Raw genomic sequence first — 14,113 nt, 5'->3', positions numbered from 1 at the left:
CTGGGCTCAGTCCTGGTCGAGGGCCAACCGCTCCACCAGGTCGGGGTGCAGCAGGCCATTGCTGCACAGCGCGCCGGGGCCGGCCACGCCGTCCTCACCATTGATGTTGGTGAAGCGGCCGCCGGCCTCACGCACGATGATGTCGAGTGCGGCCATGTCATGCAGTGCCAACTCAGGCTCCAGGGCCAGGTCAACGGCGCCCTCGGCGACCAGCATGTAGCTCCAGAAGTCTCCATAGGCCCGGGTGCGCCAGCAGTCGCGCAGCAGGTTCACGAACGCCTGCCCGCGACCGGAGTCGACCCAGCCGCCAACCGAGGAGTAGCTCATCGAGGCGTCCTCGAGCTTGGCGACCTGCGAGACCTTGATCCGCTGGCCGCGCAGCAGCGACGGGCCGGTGAACGCGCCACCGCCCTCGTGGGCCCACCAACGGCGGCCCAGGGCTGGCGCCGAGACGACACCGGCGACGACCCGACCCTCGACCATCAGCCCGACCAGGGTGGCCCACACCGGCACCCCGCGGACGAAGTTGCGGGTGCCGTCGATGGGGTCGATCACCCAGCGGCGAGGACCCCAACCGGTGTCGGCGCCCTCCTCACCATGGACGGCGTCGCGGGGGCGGGCCTTGGACAGGGTGCGACGGATTGCCTCCTCGACAGCCACGTCGGCGTCGGTGACTTCGGTCATGTCGGGCTTGGTCGAGACCGCCAGGTCGCCCGCCTTGAACCGACTCATGGTGATCGAGTCGGAGTCGTCGGCGAGCATGTGCGCCAGTCTCAGGTCATCGGTGTGGTCGGGGCTGCCCATGCTCGCGAGCCTAGCGGTCACGACCCGGATCCTCGCGTCCGGCTCGCTCCATCCTCCGGAACGACTCCAGCCGGGGCAGCGGCAGTTCCCCGCGCGCCGCGGCGGCGTCCAGCCCGCACTCCGGTTCGGTGCTGGTGTGTCGGCACCCGCGCGGACACTCCTCGGTGAAGCCGGCCAGGTCGGCGAACGCCGCCAGGATGGTGTCAGGGGTGACGTGCGACAGGCCGAAGGACCGCACCCCTGGGGTGTCGATCGCCCAACCACCGCCCTGCTCGTCGGCACCCGAGGGCAACTCCAGGGCAATCACCGAGGTCGAGGTCTGCCGACCGCGGCCGGTCACGTCGTTGACCACACCGACCGAGCGCTGCGCCGTGGGGATCAGCGCGTTGACCAGGGTCGACTTGCCCACCCCGGAATGGCCCACCAGGACGGTGACGTGGTCGTTGAGCAGTTCACGGATCTGGGCCAGGTCGGACCCGGGTTGGGTGACGACCACGGGCACGTCCAGCGGCTGGTAGGCGGCGACCAGGGCGTCCGGGCTGGCCAGGTCGGCCTTGGTCAGGCACAGGATCGGCTGGATTCCGGCGTCGAAGGCGGCCACCAGCATCCGGTCGATCATGCCCACCCGTGGTGGCGGGTCGGCCAGAGCGGTGACGATCATCAACTGGTCGGCGTTGGCGACGATCGGACGCTCGAAGGGGTCGTCGTCGTCGGCGGTACGACGCAGCACGGTGGTGCGTTCGGTGACCTCCACGATGCGCGCCAGGGTGCCCGCTTCGCCGGTGACGTCACCGTCCAGATGCACCACGTCACCGACGATGGCGGCCTTGCGGCCCAGGTTGCGAGCCTTGGCGGCCAACACCTGCACCGGCGGGTCGACCGGCAGCAGGTCGTCGTCGTTGACCAGGGCGCAGTGGTAGCGGCCCCGGTCGACGGTGATCACCCGACCCAGCGGCAACTTCGAGAAGTCCGGGCGATCCTTGGTGCGCGGCCGGGTGCGGCGCGGACGGTCAAAGGCATCGGTGTCGTCATCGCGGAAGCTCCGCGACGCCGCACCGCGGATCTTCGGGCTCACCCGCGGCCGCTTCCGGCCGCGTCAGCACGTCCCAGCAGGTGCGACCACATGCCCGGGAAGTCGGCGATCGTCTTCGAGGTGCACTCGATGTCGTCGAGTTCGACCCCGGGTACGGCCAGACCGACGATGGCGGCCACGTGGGCCAGGCGGTGGTCGGCGTAGGCCTTGAGCGCTGCACCCTGCAGCACGGCGCGGCCGCGGCCGTTGATGAGCAGACCGTCGGGGGTCTCGCTGATCTCGGCACCAATGGCACCCAGTTCGTTGACCAGGGCGGCGAGACGGTCGGTCTCGTGCCCGCGGATGTGGGCGACGCCGGTGATTCTCGTGGTGCCCTCGGCCAGTGCCGCCAGCGCGGCCACCACCGGGGTGAGTTCGCTGGAGGCGAGCAGGTCGACGGTGCCGATGCCCCTCAGGACGCCGGTGCCGCGAGCGGTGAGGGTGCCATGGCCGCCGGCGTCCACCTCGTCCAGGGAGCATTCGGCGCCCATCCGGGTGAGCACGTCGACGATGTGGGCGCCGCCCTGGGTGGTCTGGGCCGGCCAGCCCGGAACCCGGACGGTGCCACCGGTGACCGCGGCCGCGGCCAGGAAGACTGCTGCCGAGGTGAGGTCGGGCTCGACCTGTTCGTCGGTGGCGTTGATCACCCCGGGGGAGACCTGCCAGGTGAACTGGTCGGGGGTGGTGACCTCGACCCCGTGGCGGCGCAGCATGGTGACGGTCATCTCGATGTGCGGCCGCGACGGCACGTCGGCCCCTGGCTGGGACGGCACGTGGACGACCTCGATGCCCTCGGGCAGCAGGGCACCGACCAGCAGCAGCGCCGAGATGAACTGGCTGGAGGTCGACGAGTCGATCTGCACCCGACTGCCCGACAGTCCGCCGCTGGCGTCCTGGGTGAACGGAATGTTGGGGGCATCGAAGCGCACCCCCAGTTGCTGCAGGGCGTCCAACAGCGGACCCATCGGACGGGCCGAGGCATGCGGGTCGCCGACGAAGGTGGTGGCACCGCCGTTCAGGGCGGCGATCGGCGGCACGAACCTCATCACCGTGCCGGCCAGGCCGCAATCGATCGGTGCGGCCGGAATCGTGAATCGCGACGGGGGAGTCACGTGCCAAGCGTCCCCCGCGACCTCGATGGTGACACCGAGTTGGGCCAGCGCGGCCCGCATCAGGTCGGCGTCACGGCTGGACAAACCCCCGGTGATGACCGACGGCCCGTCGGCCAGCGCTGCCAGCACCAGCGCGCGGTTGGTCTCGGACTTGGAACCAGGCACCACGACAGTGGCATCGACCACGTCGCCCTCGGCGAGCGTGGGGGCAGACCAATTCGTCATCTGTGCGTTCAGTGCGCCAATCCGGACTCGAGTTGCTTCTTGGCGTGGCGCAGTTCCTTCTTGGCCTTGCGCGAGAGCCGCTCGGCGTCCTTGCTGATGGACCGGGCCTTGCGGTCGGCGGCCTTGGAGATGCGCTTGTTGGCATCCTCGGCGCGCCAGCCCAGGCCGGGCTTGCCCTGGGTGTCCTTGGCGGCCAGCACGGCCGCGCCGAGCAGGGCGACGTTGCGCAGCAGCACCGAACGACCGGCGGACTTGTCACCGTCGTTGAGCTGGCGCACCGAGGCAATGACGTGGGACACCTGGGTGAGTGCCATCAGGCCGGCGCCCAGGCGGCGTCCCCAACCAGTCGCAAAGGCCAGACCGCCGATGACCTGGGCGGCGCCGGAGATCTGCACCAGGGTCTTGGTCTGTTCGGGCACGTAGGAGGCGACCGAGGCGGGCACGGCTTTCTGGGCCAGCGGCACCACCTTCTGGGCGATGGGTTCAGCGGCCTCCACCTGCTCCTCGGGCTTGGTCACCGCCTTGACGCCTTCGTAGACGAAGTAACTGGCCAGCGCGGAACGTCCGAAAAATCGCAGAAGACTCATGGGTCATTTCTACCGCGAACCGCCGACAATGTCAGTCGGCGCCGCCACAATCTCACCTGAGTACACTCGCCCCATGTGTGGTCGTTACGCCGCCTCCCGGCATCAGGACCAGTTGGTCGAGGTCTTCGAGGTCGACGAGGTCGTCGAACCGGAGCCGACCGGCACCGCGCAGAAACCCTGGACCGAGCCGCGCTGGAACATCGCGCCGACCGACCAGGTGGCCGCGGTCCTCGAACGTGCCCGTGACGAGCACGTCCGACGCAAGCTGGTCGGTCTGCGCTGGGGTCTGGTGCCGAGTTGGGCCAAGGACCCCGGCGGGGGAGCCAGACTGATCAATGCCCGCCTCGAGACCGTCGCCGAGAAGCCCAGCTTCCGCAAGGCGCTGCAGTCGCGGCGCTGCCTGATCCCCGCCGATGGCTACTACGAGTGGTACGCGTCCCCGAATGCCGCCAAGGGCGCCCGCAAGCAGCCCTTCTACATCCATCCGGCCGGGTCCGGCGCACCGGCCGGCGACGCCGGGGTGACCACGCCACTGATGGTGATGGCAGGGCTCTACGAGTTCTGGCGCGACCCCGCCAAGGCGAAGGGTGACCCGACGGCGTGGCTGACCAGTTGCTGCATCATCACCACCACCGCGACCGACGACCTGGGTGTCATCCACGACCGGATGCCGGTGCAGGTGCCACGCGAGCACTGGGACGCGTGGCTGGACCCGTCGCTCACTGATCCCGATGCCGTCACCGACCTGGTCCACATCCCCGCCGCCGGGGAGATGAGCGCCCATGCCGTCTCACGTCTGGTCAGTACGGTCGGCAATGACGGCCCCGAACTCGTCGAGCCGCTGCCCGCCGAGCAGGAGCCGGCGCTGTGAGCGACCTGGCCCCCGTCACCGCGGCTCCCCTCACCCTGGACGTGGACACGCCTCAGGGGCCGGGCCGGTGGTTGCTCTCACCGACCCAGGGCACCGCGACCGCGCTGCTCCTGCTGGGCCACGGCGCCGGCGGCGGCCTCGACGGCATTGACCTGGTCGCCCTGGCGAGCCTGCTGCCCGCCCACGGCGTGGCCGTGGCCCGGTTCGAGCAGCCCTGGCGGGTGGCCGGACGCAAGGTCGCCACCCGACCGCCGACCCTGGACGAGGCCTGGCTGGCGGCGGTGCCGGCACTGCTGGACGACCCGGCGCTGGACCTGGCCGGGGTGCCGGTCATCCAGGGCGGCCACTCGGCCGGCGCCCGGGTCGCCTGCCGCACCGCGCAGAGCGTGGATGCCGTCGGTGTGCTTGCCCTCTCCTTCCCGCTGCACCCGCCCGGCAAGCCCGAGCGCAGCCGGCTCGAGGAACTACTGACGCCGAGCGTTCCGGTGCTGGTGCTGCAGGGGGACCGCGACCCATTCGGCTCGGCCGCTGAGCTGTCCGCCGCCGTCACCGCGTCCGGCGCGGGGGAGGGCATCAGCGTCGTCGAGGTCACCGGCGCCGGCCATCCGCTGGCCGTGCCGGCCCGGGTGCGACCCGCCGCCGCCCACCGCCAGTGGCTCGCCGACCAGGTGCTGCCTGCGCTGCGGGTGATGCTGCCGACGGGGAGCGCACCAACCGCGAGCGCGTGACGGGGTGAGGGATGACGGCGGGGAATAACTCGACCCGGCAGCGACGTTCCACTGCACATGAGCCCCACCCTGACCCCTGCCCGGCCACCCGCCGGGCTTGCCGAGCGAACCGGCGCGCTAGGCTCTTGGCTCATGAATGTCGGAACGGCTGAACCGTTGGCCCAGCCTGGCAACGAGCCCGCAGTTGACCTGCCCGTCGTCGATCTGGACACCGAGACCGACGCCGAGCGCGCCGAACGCTTCGAGCGTGACGCCATGGGCTACATCGACCAGTTGTACGGCGCGGCGATGCGGATGACGCGCAAGCCCGCCGACGCCGAGGACCTGGTGCAGGAGACCTACGCCAAGGCCTACGCCTCGTTCGCCCAGTTCACCCCGGGCACGAACCTGAAGGCCTGGCTGTACCGCATCCTGACCAACACCTACATCAACACCTACCGCAAGGCCCAGCGCCAACCCAAGATCGGCGGGGACGGCGAGGTCGAGGACTGGCAGATCGCCGCCGCCGCGGAGCACTCAGCCACCGGGCTGCGTTCGGCCGAGGTCGAGGCGCTGGAGGCGATGCCCGACTCCATCGTGGTCGACGCGATGCAGCGGCTCTCTCCCGATTTCCGTGAGGCCGTCTACCTGGCCGATGTCGACGGGTTCGCCTACAAGGAGATCGCCGAGATCATGGGCACCCCCATCGGCACCGTGATGAGCCGCATCAACCGCGGACGCAAGCAGTTGCGCGAGCATCTCACCGACTACGCCGCCAGCATGGGCATCGGCCCCGGCGCCAGCGAAGGGGAGTGAGCGTTCATGACGCTCCACGTTGCGCACCACCACCACGGTGGCGACGAACCGCACGAGCACGACGCCTGCGTGGCGGCCCTGTCACGCATCCAGGAGTTCCTGCACCAGGAACTCGACGAGGACGCCGCCGACATCATCCGTGAGCACCTGCAGGCCTGCGAGTCCTGTCTGGACACCTACGACGCCGAGGCCGCCATCGCGCACCTCATCAAGCGTGCCCTTCCGGCCCAGGCCTGTCCTGACGAGCTGCGGCTGCGCGTGATGAGCATGCGGATCACGTCGGTGACCACCGTGCGTCCCGCCACCGACTGAGCAGCTTGACCAACCCGGGCCAGTTCCCGGAGACATGACAAAGGGCCCCCGCAGGGAGGGCCCTTCATCATGTGTGGGTGACGACGGTCAGGCGTTGGGACGCTTGCCGTGGTTCGCACCCTTCTTGCGACGTGCGCGGCGCTTACGTCCGGTCTTGCCCATCGTGACCTCCCAGAAATCGTGGTGAGTGCCGAGTCCCGGCACGGCTGACCATTCTGCCAGATTCGCGGCCCCAGCACGAACCCGAGCCCCACCGCGGGTGTGGCGGCGGTGCCGACACCGCTCGGCGCGCACCTAGACTGAAGGCCATGTCCATGCTGTCGCAGTCGATGCTCGACCACACCACCCTTGAGCCATCGGACCAGCAATGGCTGCGCGACTTCGTCAACGAATGGCAGATGCTGGCTGACACCTCGTTCTCGGACCTGATCCTGTGGGTGCCCGACGCCGACGAGTCGATCTTCTGGGCGGCGGCCCAGACGCGTCCGTCCACCGGCCCCACCGCGCTGGAGGACGACGTGGTCGGCGACAGCATCCACTACGACCCCGAGCATCTGGTCACCGAGGCGTTCCTCAGCGAGACCATCTGCGAGACCAGCGACAACCAGCTGCGCTCCGGCATCCCCGTCGACGTGTGGGCCATCCCCATCCTGCGGCACGGACGCGTGATCGCCATCGTTGAGCGCCACACCAACCGGATGGGTGTGCGGGCCCCCGGCGCGCTCGAGGACGCCTACCTGGAGACCGCCGACGCCCTGTCGGTGATGGCCTGGCAGGCCACCTACCCGGTGCAGCCCGCCTCGGACCCGTCGATCAGCCCCCAGGTGGGTGACGGCATGATCCTGCTGTCGGTCAGCGGCATCATCAGCTACGCCACCCCGAACGCGGTCTCGGTCTTCCGCCGGCTCGGCTGGGCCGGCGACATGGAGGGTGAGGACCTGCGCCAGATCTCGCTGCAGATCCTGAACTCCTCCAAGCAGATCGGCCAGACCGTCGTCCGCGACCTCACGGGTCAGCAGGTGCGCGAGTTCGACCTGGAGACCGACGAGGCCAGCAGCCGCATCCGGGTGGTGCCATTGGTCGGGTTGGAGGGCCCCAGCGGCACCATGGTGATGTGCAGTGACACCACCGAGCTACGGCACCGCGACCGGGCGCTGGTCACCAAGGACGCCACCATCCGCGAGATCCACCACCGGGTCAAGAACAATCTGCAGACGGTGGCGGCGCTGCTGCGCCTGCAGGCCCGCAGGATCGAGTCGCCGGAGGCCAAGCGCGCCCTCAAGGACGCCATGGGTCGCGTGCAGGCGATTGCCGTCGTCCACGAAATACTGTCGCGGACCTTCGACGAGGACGTGCCCTTCGACGACGTGGTCGACAAGATCCTGCAGATGGTGGGCGACGTCTCGGCCGCGACCAATGACGTGCGCGCCCGCCGCGACGGCGACTTCGGCATGGTGCCTGCGGGGACCGCCACCTCACTGTCGGTGGTGATCACTGAGCTGTGCCAGAACGCCGTCGAGCACGGACTGGGCCGAGCGACAGGCACCGTGACGGTCCGCCCGACCCGGCGGGACAAGGAGTTGGAGGTGGCCGTCATCGACCAGGGGTTGGGCATCACCGACCCCGAGGCCATCAATGGGTCCAAGAGTCTGGGCCTGTCGATCGTGCGGACCCTGGTCAGCGACCTGGGCGGCACCTTCGACCTGTCGAACAATCCCGGTGATGAGCCCGGTGCCCGGGCGGTGGTTCGGATCCCGATCTGAGCCCGGGGCCGCGGGTCAGGAGTTGCGCAGGCGGCTGCGGGCCTGGCGGCGCTTCATGGCGCGCCGCTCGTCCTCGCTGAGTCCACCCCAGACGCCGTGGTCCTGACCGGCCTCCAGCGCCCACGCCAGGCACGGCTCGCGCACCTCGCAGCGCATGCAGACCTTCTTGGCTTCCTCAATCTGGAGGATGGCAGGTCCTGTGTTGCCGATCGGGAAGAACAGCTCGGGGTCTTCCGTCAGGCAGGCAGCCCGGTGGCGCCAGTCCATGGACTCGCTCTCCAATCATTCGGTGGTGTGTTTGCACACAGAAACCGACCAGCCCCAAATGGGCCAGTCGGTGGACCACCCTGCAGCCATGTCCGCGATCTGTCCGCGAAGTCAACGTGTGGTGCGCAGGGTGAACCAATTCAGTTTAGGCATCTGGCCGACAATGATCAAGGGGTGGCACCGGATCGGTGCCCTCATCGGTTGTCGCCCGGTGTCGGGGTCAGGACTACAGTAGTCGCGTGTCCCGAGGATTGTCAGCAGAACGCACCGGTCATTCGTCACCACTCACCGTCGCCGTCGTCCTGACCGGGCTGGCCGCGCTGCTGCTGGTCGGGCTGGCCGTGACGGTCATGGGCCAGGGCCATGGACGCTTCTCGTTGGGGGTGGGGCTGTCGTTGCTGCTCTACGGCGCCCTGGTCGCCGGCATCGCGCTGCTGGCCTGGCTCAAGCATCCACTGGGCTACGGACCGATCGTCGCGGTCAACGTGCTGCACGGCTGCGTGATCGCCTCGACCGCCCTCGGCAGCCAGGCCTGGTGGCTGTGGCTGGGCCTGATCCCGGTGGTGGTGGCCGTCGGCTGCCTGCTGCTGCCCGACGTCCGGGCCGAACTGGGCCGTGGCGCACGGTCCCGGGTCTGAGCCCAGAACTCAGGCGATCCGTCGGGCACCCGCGGAGGGGACAGCCGTGAACCACTCCGGCTCGCCATGACCCGCGGTCGCGAAGGCGGCGGCAATGGCCTGGCCCACAGCGTCCCCGGTGCCCACGGGAACCAGGGCGATGATGCAACCGCCGAAGCCGCCACCGGTCATCCGGGCACCCAAGGCGCCCTGCTCGCGAGCCGTCTCGACGGCCAGGTCGACGGTCGGCACGGTGATCTCGAAGTCGTCGCGCATGGACACGTGGGAGGCGTCCAGCAACGGTCCCAGTTCGGCGAAGCTGCCGGCCCGAGCCAGGTCGATGGCCTCGAGTACGCGCTCGTTCTCGGTCACCACGTGGCGGGTGCGGCGTACCAGTTCCTCGCCCTGGTCGCCCTCCGCGGCCAGCCGGTCCAGGGCCGCGGCCAGGTCGGTGACGTCGCGCAGCGCGTCCAGGCCCAGCAGCCCGGCCGCCTCCTCGCACGCCGCCCGTCGGGCTGCGTACTCGCCGTCGACGTGGCTGTGCGGGGTCCGGGTGTCGAGCACCAGGATCTCCAGACCGGCACCGGCCAGGTCCATCGGAATCTGGGCCGTCTCCAGGCTGCGGCAGTCCATGAACAGGGTGTGGCCGCTGGTGCACAGCGTCGAGGCCGCCTGGTCGAGCAACCCGGTGGGGGCCCCGACGTAGGCGTTCTCGGCGCGACGGGCCAGGTGGGCCCGGTCGATCGGGCTGATCTCCAGGCCGAACAGGTCGCACATGGCCGCGACGGTGGCGCACTCCAGGGCCGCCGAGCTCGACAGGCCGGCGCCGATCGGCACGGTGGAGGCGACCACCAGGTTCACCCCGCCGATGCGGTGGCCCGCCTCGCGCAGGGCCCACAGGCAGCCGGTCAGGTAGTCCGACCAGACCCGCGCCGGGGCGTCGGGGGCGTCGAAGGGTGCCAGCTCGTCCAGGGCGGTCTCGGTGGTCTCGGCCAGGTCGACAGAGGTCACCACCACCCGGTCGTCGTCGCGGTGGGCGGCGGCCAGCATGGCTGAGCGGGTCAGCGCGAAGGGCATCACGAAACCGTCGTTGTAGTCGGTGTGCTCACCGATCAGGTTGACCCGTCCCGGCGCCTCCCAGACACCAGCCGGGGGCTGGCCCCACCGCTCGACATAGGCATCATGCAGGGCCGTGCGGCGCTCGCCGTGCTCGACCACGTCGCGGGGGGACTGGTTCATTCGTCGTCCTCGTCGTCCAGACGGGCCAGCCATGTGGCCAGTCGTTCCACCGGCACCTCGAAGTCGGGGTTCACGTCCACGAAGGTGCGCAACTGCTCCGCCAGCCAGCCGAACGAGACCTGCTCGTCGCCCCGGCGGGCCTCCAGTTCCTCGATGCCGCGATCAGTGAAGTACATCTCACAGACCCCCGAAGGCGCGACGCATCAGGTCCTCCTCCTGCTCCTTGTGGGCCTTCATCGAGCCCACCGAGGGAGCCGACGCGTAGGGGCGGCAGACGACCTTCATGTCGAGCTGGTAGCCCGGCAGGTGCTGGGCGACCGCTTCGGGCAGGCGCAGCTTCATGAACTGCCACGATCCCTGGTTCTCGGGCTCGTCCTGCACGAAGGTGATGTCGGTGACGTGCTGGTAGCGGCTCAGGATCTGGGCCAGTGCCTGGTCGGGCAGCGGGTAGAGCCGCTCCAGCGAGACGATGGCGACCCTGCCGTCGAGGCCGAGCTTCTTGCGCTCGGCGACCAGGTCCCACCGCACCTTGCCCGAGCAGAGCAGGATGCGCTCCACCGCGGCCGGGTCGGTGATGGTGGGGTCGTCCAGGGCCGGTTCCCAACGGCCCGAGGTGAACTCCTCGGGCTGGGAGGCGGCGAGCTTGTTGCGCAGCATCGACTTGGGGGTGGCGATCATCACCGGACGGTGCCAGTTGACGTAGGCGTGCTGGCGCAGCAGGTGGAAGTGGCTGGCGGCCGAGGACGGCTGGCAGACCGCGAGCGCGTTCTCGCTGCACAACTGCAGCCAGCGCTCGATCCGTGCCGAGCTGTGGTCCGGCCCCTGGCCCTCATGGCCGTGGGGCAACAACAGCACGACGCCCGACTTCTGCGTCCACTTGGCGTTGCCCGAGCTGATGAACTCGTCGATGATCGTCTGGGCGCCGTTGGCGAAGTCACCGAACTGGGCCTCCCACAGCACCAGGGCGTCGGGACGGGCCACGGAGTAGCCGTACTCGAAGCCCATGGCGGCGTACTCGCTGAGCAGCGAGTCGTAGACCTCGAAGGAGGCCTGGTCGTCGCTGATGTGGCGCAGCGGCAGGTACTCCTCGTTGGTGACCCGGTCGACGACGGCGGCGAAGCGCTGGGTGAAGGTGCCGCGTCGAGAGTCCTGGCCGGCCAGGCGCACCGGGCGTCCCTCGAGCAGGAGTGCACCGAAGGCCAGCATCTCGGCGGTGGCCCAGTCGATGGGGCCCTCGAGGATCTGCTTGGCGCGACGCTCCAGCTGGGGCAACACCTTCGGGTGGACGGTGAAGTCCTCGGGGAAGGTGGTGTGCGCGTTCGAGATGGCCTGCAACTGGGCGCTGGTGATGGCCGTGCCCCCGGTGCTGGAGGTCTTGGTCGGGTAGAACGGCACCTTGCGGTAGTCGTCGTCCGGTTCGGCGGCCTGGCGGGCCTCCTTGAAGACGTCCTCCAGTCGGCTGCGGAACCGGTCCATGACCTGCTCGGCGTCCTCGATGGAGATGTCGCCGCGGCCGATCAGCGACTCGGTGTACAACTTGCGGGTGGAGCGCTTCTGCTCGATCAGGTCGTACATCTTGGGCTGGGTGAAGCTGGGGTCGTCGCCCTCGTTGTGGCCGCGCCGGCGGTAGCAGATGAGGTCGATGACCACATCCTTGTTGAACGCCTGGCGGTACTCGTAGGCCAACCGGGCCGCCAGCACGCAGGCGTCCGGGTCGTCACCGTTCACGTGCAGGATGGGGGCCTGGATGGTCTTGGCGACGTCGGTGCAGTAGGTCGAGGACCGCGACTCCCCGGGCGAGGTGGTGAAGCCGACCTGGTTGTTGACCACCACGTGGACGGTGCCACCGGTGGTGTAACCACGCAGCTGGCTCATCTGCAGGGTTTCGTAGACCACACCCTGTCCGGCGAAGGAGGCGTCACCGTGCATCAGGATCGGCAGCACGCCGAAACCACCGCCGAGCATGTCCTGCTTGGCGCGGGCGATGCCCTCCAGGACCGGGTTGACGGCCTCGAGGTGGGACGGGTTGGCGGCCACGGACGCCTTCACGGTGGCCCCGGTGGCGGCGGTGAAGGTGCCCTCTGCGCCCAGGTGGTACTTCACGTCACCGGTGCCCTGGGAATTGCGGGGGTCGATGTTGCCCTCGAACTCGCGGAAGATCTGTCCGTAGTTCTTGCCGATGATGTTGGCCAGCACGTTCAGCCGTCCGCGGTGCGGCATGCCGATGGCGACCTCGTCGAGGTCACCGTCGGCGGCGCGCTCGCAGATCTCGTCGAGCACCACGATCGCCGACTCGCCGCCCTCGAGGGAGAAGCGCTTCTGGCCGACGAACTTCGTCTGCAGGAAGGTCTCGAAGATCTCGGCCTCGTTCAGCTTGTCGAGGATGCGCAGGTGCTCCTCACGGGGCAGCGGGGCGTGGGTGCGCTCGAAGCGCTCCTGGAACCACTCGCGCTCCTCGAGGTCGGCAATGTGCATGTACTCAATGCCCAGGGTGTGGCAGTAGGAATCCCGCAGGATGTCCAGGATCTCGCGCAGCGTCATGTAGGCGCGACGTTGGCCACCGAAGTGGCCCACGGCGAACTCACGGTCGAGGTCCCACAGCGTCAACCCGTGGGTGTCCAGCTCGAGGTCCTTGTGGGTGCGGGCCTGGTACTCCAGCGGGTCGATGTCGGCGGCCAGGTGGCCGACGTGGCGGTAGGCCTGGATGAGCTCGACCACGCGGGCCGCCTTGGGCACCTGGGTGGTGCGGTGGCCGGAGATGTCGTCGGCCCAGCGCAGCGGCGAGTAGGGGATGCGCAGGCTGGTGAAGATGTCGTCGTAGAAGCCGTCGGCACCCAGCAGCAACTCGTGGATCCGCTTGAGGAACTCACCACTCTGCGCGCCCTGGATGATGCGGTGGTCGTAGGTGGAGGTCAGCGTGGTGACCTTGGAGACGCCCATCTCGTTGAGGCGGCTCTGGGAGCTGCCCTGGAACTCCGGCGGGTAGTCGATCGACCCCATGCCCAGGATGACGCCCTGGCCGTTCATCAGCCGGGGGACGGAGTGGTTGGTGCCGATGCCGCCGGGGTTGGTCAGTGAGGCGGTGATGCCCTGGAAGTCCTCGATGGCCAGCTTGTTGCCGCGGGCCTTGCGGACCAACTCGTCGTAGGCCGCCCAGAACTGGGCGAAGTCCAGGTTGCCGGCGTCCTTGATGGCCGGCACCACCAGTTGGCGGGTGCCGTCGGCCTTGACCTGGTCAATGGCCAGTCCCAGGTTGATGGTCTCGTTGACCACCAGGTTCGGCTTGCCGTCGATCTCGGCGTAGGAGTTGTTCATCTCGGGGATGGCCTTGATGGCCTGCACCATGGCGTACCCGACGATGTGGGTGAAGCTGATCTTGCCGCCCTTGGAGCGGCGCAGGAAGTTGTTGATCATGGAGCGCTGGTCGATGACCAGCTTCATCGGTACCGCGCGCACCGAGGTCGCCGTGGGCATGGTCAGCGAGGCGTCCATGTTCTTGGCGGTGCGCATCGGCGCACCCTTCATGACCTTGTTGACCGGGCCGGACGAGGTCGACGCCGGGCGCTTGCTCGGGTCGGGCCGGTCGGCCGAGAGCGGGGTCTCCTTCTTGGCGGTCGGCGAGGCGGGGGTGACCTTGGAGGCCCCTCCGCTCGGAACCGCAGGGGCGGACCGCGACGCGGCAGCCGACGTGGCAGCGGGCCGTGCCTGCGGCGCTGGGGCC

Annotated in this window: 15 protein-coding genes; 6 read left to right on the top strand and 9 right to left on the bottom strand. The window is 69.3% G+C overall.

Going from position 1 to position 14,113, the window contains the following annotated elements; all coding sequences use genetic code 11:
* Window positions 1–6 precede the first annotated feature (6 nt).
* From IPV09_RS05780 to IPV09_RS05765, 4 genes are read right to left on the bottom strand one after another with little or no spacing between them, the layout of a single operon-like run.
* Entirely contained in the window at window positions 7–804 is a 798-nt protein-coding gene (locus IPV09_RS05780) for an inositol monophosphatase family protein (RefSeq protein WP_207474288.1), read from the bottom strand.
* Between the two features lie 10 nt (window positions 805–814).
* Window positions 815–1,879, bottom strand: coding sequence for a ribosome small subunit-dependent GTPase A (gene rsgA, locus IPV09_RS05775; RefSeq protein WP_370590235.1), 1,065 nt, complete (start codon window positions 1,877–1,879; stop codon window positions 815–817).
* Window positions 1,876–3,213 carry a 3-phosphoshikimate 1-carboxyvinyltransferase gene (gene aroA / locus IPV09_RS05770; RefSeq protein ID WP_207474287.1) on the bottom strand — a complete coding sequence of 446 codons (1,338 nt, stop codon included), beginning with the start codon at window positions 3,211–3,213 and terminating at the stop codon, window positions 1,876–1,878. Before aroA ends, rsgA begins: the two co-directional genes overlap by 4 nt.
* An 8-nt stretch (window positions 3,214–3,221) precedes the next feature.
* Window positions 3,222–3,800 (bottom strand): DoxX family membrane protein, encoded by a 579-nt coding sequence (locus tag IPV09_RS05765; protein WP_207474286.1) that lies wholly within the window; start codon window positions 3,798–3,800, stop codon window positions 3,222–3,224.
* 73 nt (window positions 3,801–3,873) lie between these two features.
* Here IPV09_RS05765 and IPV09_RS05760 point away from each other — a divergent pair, with 73 nt between their 5' ends.
* From IPV09_RS05760 to IPV09_RS05745, 4 genes are all read left to right on the top strand, one after another.
* Window positions 3,874–4,671 carry an SOS response-associated peptidase gene (locus IPV09_RS05760; protein WP_207474285.1) on the top strand — a complete coding sequence of 266 codons (798 nt, stop codon included), beginning with the start codon at window positions 3,874–3,876 and terminating at the stop codon, window positions 4,669–4,671.
* The gene (locus IPV09_RS05755) at window positions 4,668–5,399 is read left to right on the top strand and encodes an alpha/beta family hydrolase (protein WP_207474284.1); all 732 of its coding nucleotides are present in this window, start codon (window positions 4,668–4,670) and stop codon (window positions 5,397–5,399) included. Before IPV09_RS05760 ends, IPV09_RS05755 begins: the two co-directional genes overlap by 4 nt.
* Window positions 5,400–5,531: 132 nt before the next feature.
* The gene (locus IPV09_RS05750) at window positions 5,532–6,194 is read left to right on the top strand and encodes a sigma-70 family RNA polymerase sigma factor (protein ID WP_207474283.1); all 663 of its coding nucleotides are present in this window, start codon (window positions 5,532–5,534) and stop codon (window positions 6,192–6,194) included.
* Window positions 6,195–6,200: 6 nt separating this feature from the next.
* A complete protein-coding gene (locus tag IPV09_RS05745; RefSeq protein ID WP_207474282.1) occupies window positions 6,201–6,506 on the top strand; it encodes a zf-HC2 domain-containing protein in 306 nt (101 codons plus the stop codon).
* A gap of 87 nt (window positions 6,507–6,593) precedes the next feature.
* Here the strand turns inward: IPV09_RS05745 and IPV09_RS14610 are convergent, their stop codons facing one another.
* Complete coding sequence (locus tag IPV09_RS14610) at window positions 6,594–6,668, bottom strand: 50S ribosomal protein bL37 (protein WP_369797015.1); 75 nt, start codon at window positions 6,666–6,668, stop codon at window positions 6,594–6,596.
* 146 nt (window positions 6,669–6,814) lie between these two features.
* Between IPV09_RS14610 and IPV09_RS05740 the strand changes: the two genes are divergently transcribed.
* A complete protein-coding gene (locus IPV09_RS05740) occupies window positions 6,815–8,269 on the top strand; it encodes a sensor histidine kinase (protein WP_207474281.1) in 1,455 nt (484 codons plus the stop codon).
* A 15-nt stretch (window positions 8,270–8,284) separates the two neighbouring features.
* Here the strand turns inward: IPV09_RS05740 and IPV09_RS05735 are convergent, their stop codons facing one another.
* Window positions 8,285–8,536, bottom strand: a complete 252-nt coding sequence (locus tag IPV09_RS05735) for a WhiB family transcriptional regulator (protein WP_207474280.1) — start codon at window positions 8,534–8,536, stop codon at window positions 8,285–8,287.
* Between the two features lie 239 nt (window positions 8,537–8,775).
* Here IPV09_RS05735 and IPV09_RS05730 point away from each other — a divergent pair, with 239 nt between their 5' ends.
* Complete coding sequence (locus IPV09_RS05730) at window positions 8,776–9,174, top strand: hypothetical protein (protein WP_207474279.1); 399 nt, start codon at window positions 8,776–8,778, stop codon at window positions 9,172–9,174.
* A gap of 9 nt (window positions 9,175–9,183) precedes the next feature.
* On the opposite strand, the gene galK is transcribed toward IPV09_RS05730, so the two are convergent.
* The 3 genes from galK to IPV09_RS05715 form a co-directional block, all read right to left on the bottom strand.
* Window positions 9,184–10,392 (bottom strand): galactokinase, encoded by a 1,209-nt coding sequence (gene galK / locus IPV09_RS05725; RefSeq protein WP_207474278.1) that lies wholly within the window; start codon window positions 10,390–10,392, stop codon window positions 9,184–9,186.
* Window positions 10,389–10,568, bottom strand: a complete 180-nt coding sequence (locus IPV09_RS05720; protein ID WP_207474277.1) for a DUF6104 family protein — start codon at window positions 10,566–10,568, stop codon at window positions 10,389–10,391. The genes galK and IPV09_RS05720 overlap by 4 nt, the downstream gene beginning before the upstream one ends.
* 1 nt (window position 10,569) lies before the next feature.
* Window positions 10,570–14,113: multifunctional oxoglutarate decarboxylase/oxoglutarate dehydrogenase thiamine pyrophosphate-binding subunit/dihydrolipoyllysine-residue succinyltransferase subunit (locus IPV09_RS05715; protein WP_207474276.1), on the bottom strand; the 3,544-nt coding region annotated here is incomplete at its 5' end.

This window comes from Tessaracoccus sp. SD287 (genome assembly GCF_017355265.1).
Classification (GTDB): domain Bacteria; phylum Actinomycetota; class Actinomycetes; order Propionibacteriales; family Propionibacteriaceae; genus Aestuariimicrobium.
Note: the sequence above shows the minus strand (reverse complement) of the source record. Positions and strands in the feature narration are given on the sequence as shown.

Coding starts and splice junctions, on each gene's coding strand:
- IPV09_RS05780 (WP_207474288.1), bottom strand. CDS start 804: ATGGGCAGCCCCGACCACACCGATGACCTGAGACTGGCGCACATGCTC.
- aroA (WP_207474287.1), bottom strand. CDS start 3,213: ATGACGAATTGGTCTGCCCCCACGCTCGCCGAGGGCGACGTGGTCGAT.
- IPV09_RS05765 (WP_207474286.1), bottom strand. CDS start 3,800: ATGAGTCTTCTGCGATTTTTCGGACGTTCCGCGCTGGCCAGTTACTTC.
- IPV09_RS05760 (WP_207474285.1), top strand. CDS start 3,874: ATGTGTGGTCGTTACGCCGCCTCCCGGCATCAGGACCAGTTGGTCGAG.
- IPV09_RS05750 (WP_207474283.1), top strand. CDS start 5,532: ATGAATGTCGGAACGGCTGAACCGTTGGCCCAGCCTGGCAACGAGCCC.
- IPV09_RS05745 (WP_207474282.1), top strand. CDS start 6,201: ATGACGCTCCACGTTGCGCACCACCACCACGGTGGCGACGAACCGCAC.
- IPV09_RS05740 (WP_207474281.1), top strand. CDS start 6,815: ATGTCCATGCTGTCGCAGTCGATGCTCGACCACACCACCCTTGAGCCA.
- IPV09_RS05735 (WP_207474280.1), bottom strand. CDS start 8,536: ATGGACTGGCGCCACCGGGCTGCCTGCCTGACGGAAGACCCCGAGCTG.
- galK (WP_207474278.1), bottom strand. CDS start 10,392: ATGAACCAGTCCCCCCGCGACGTGGTCGAGCACGGCGAGCGCCGCACG.
- IPV09_RS05720 (WP_207474277.1), bottom strand. CDS start 10,568: ATGTACTTCACTGATCGCGGCATCGAGGAACTGGAGGCCCGCCGGGGC.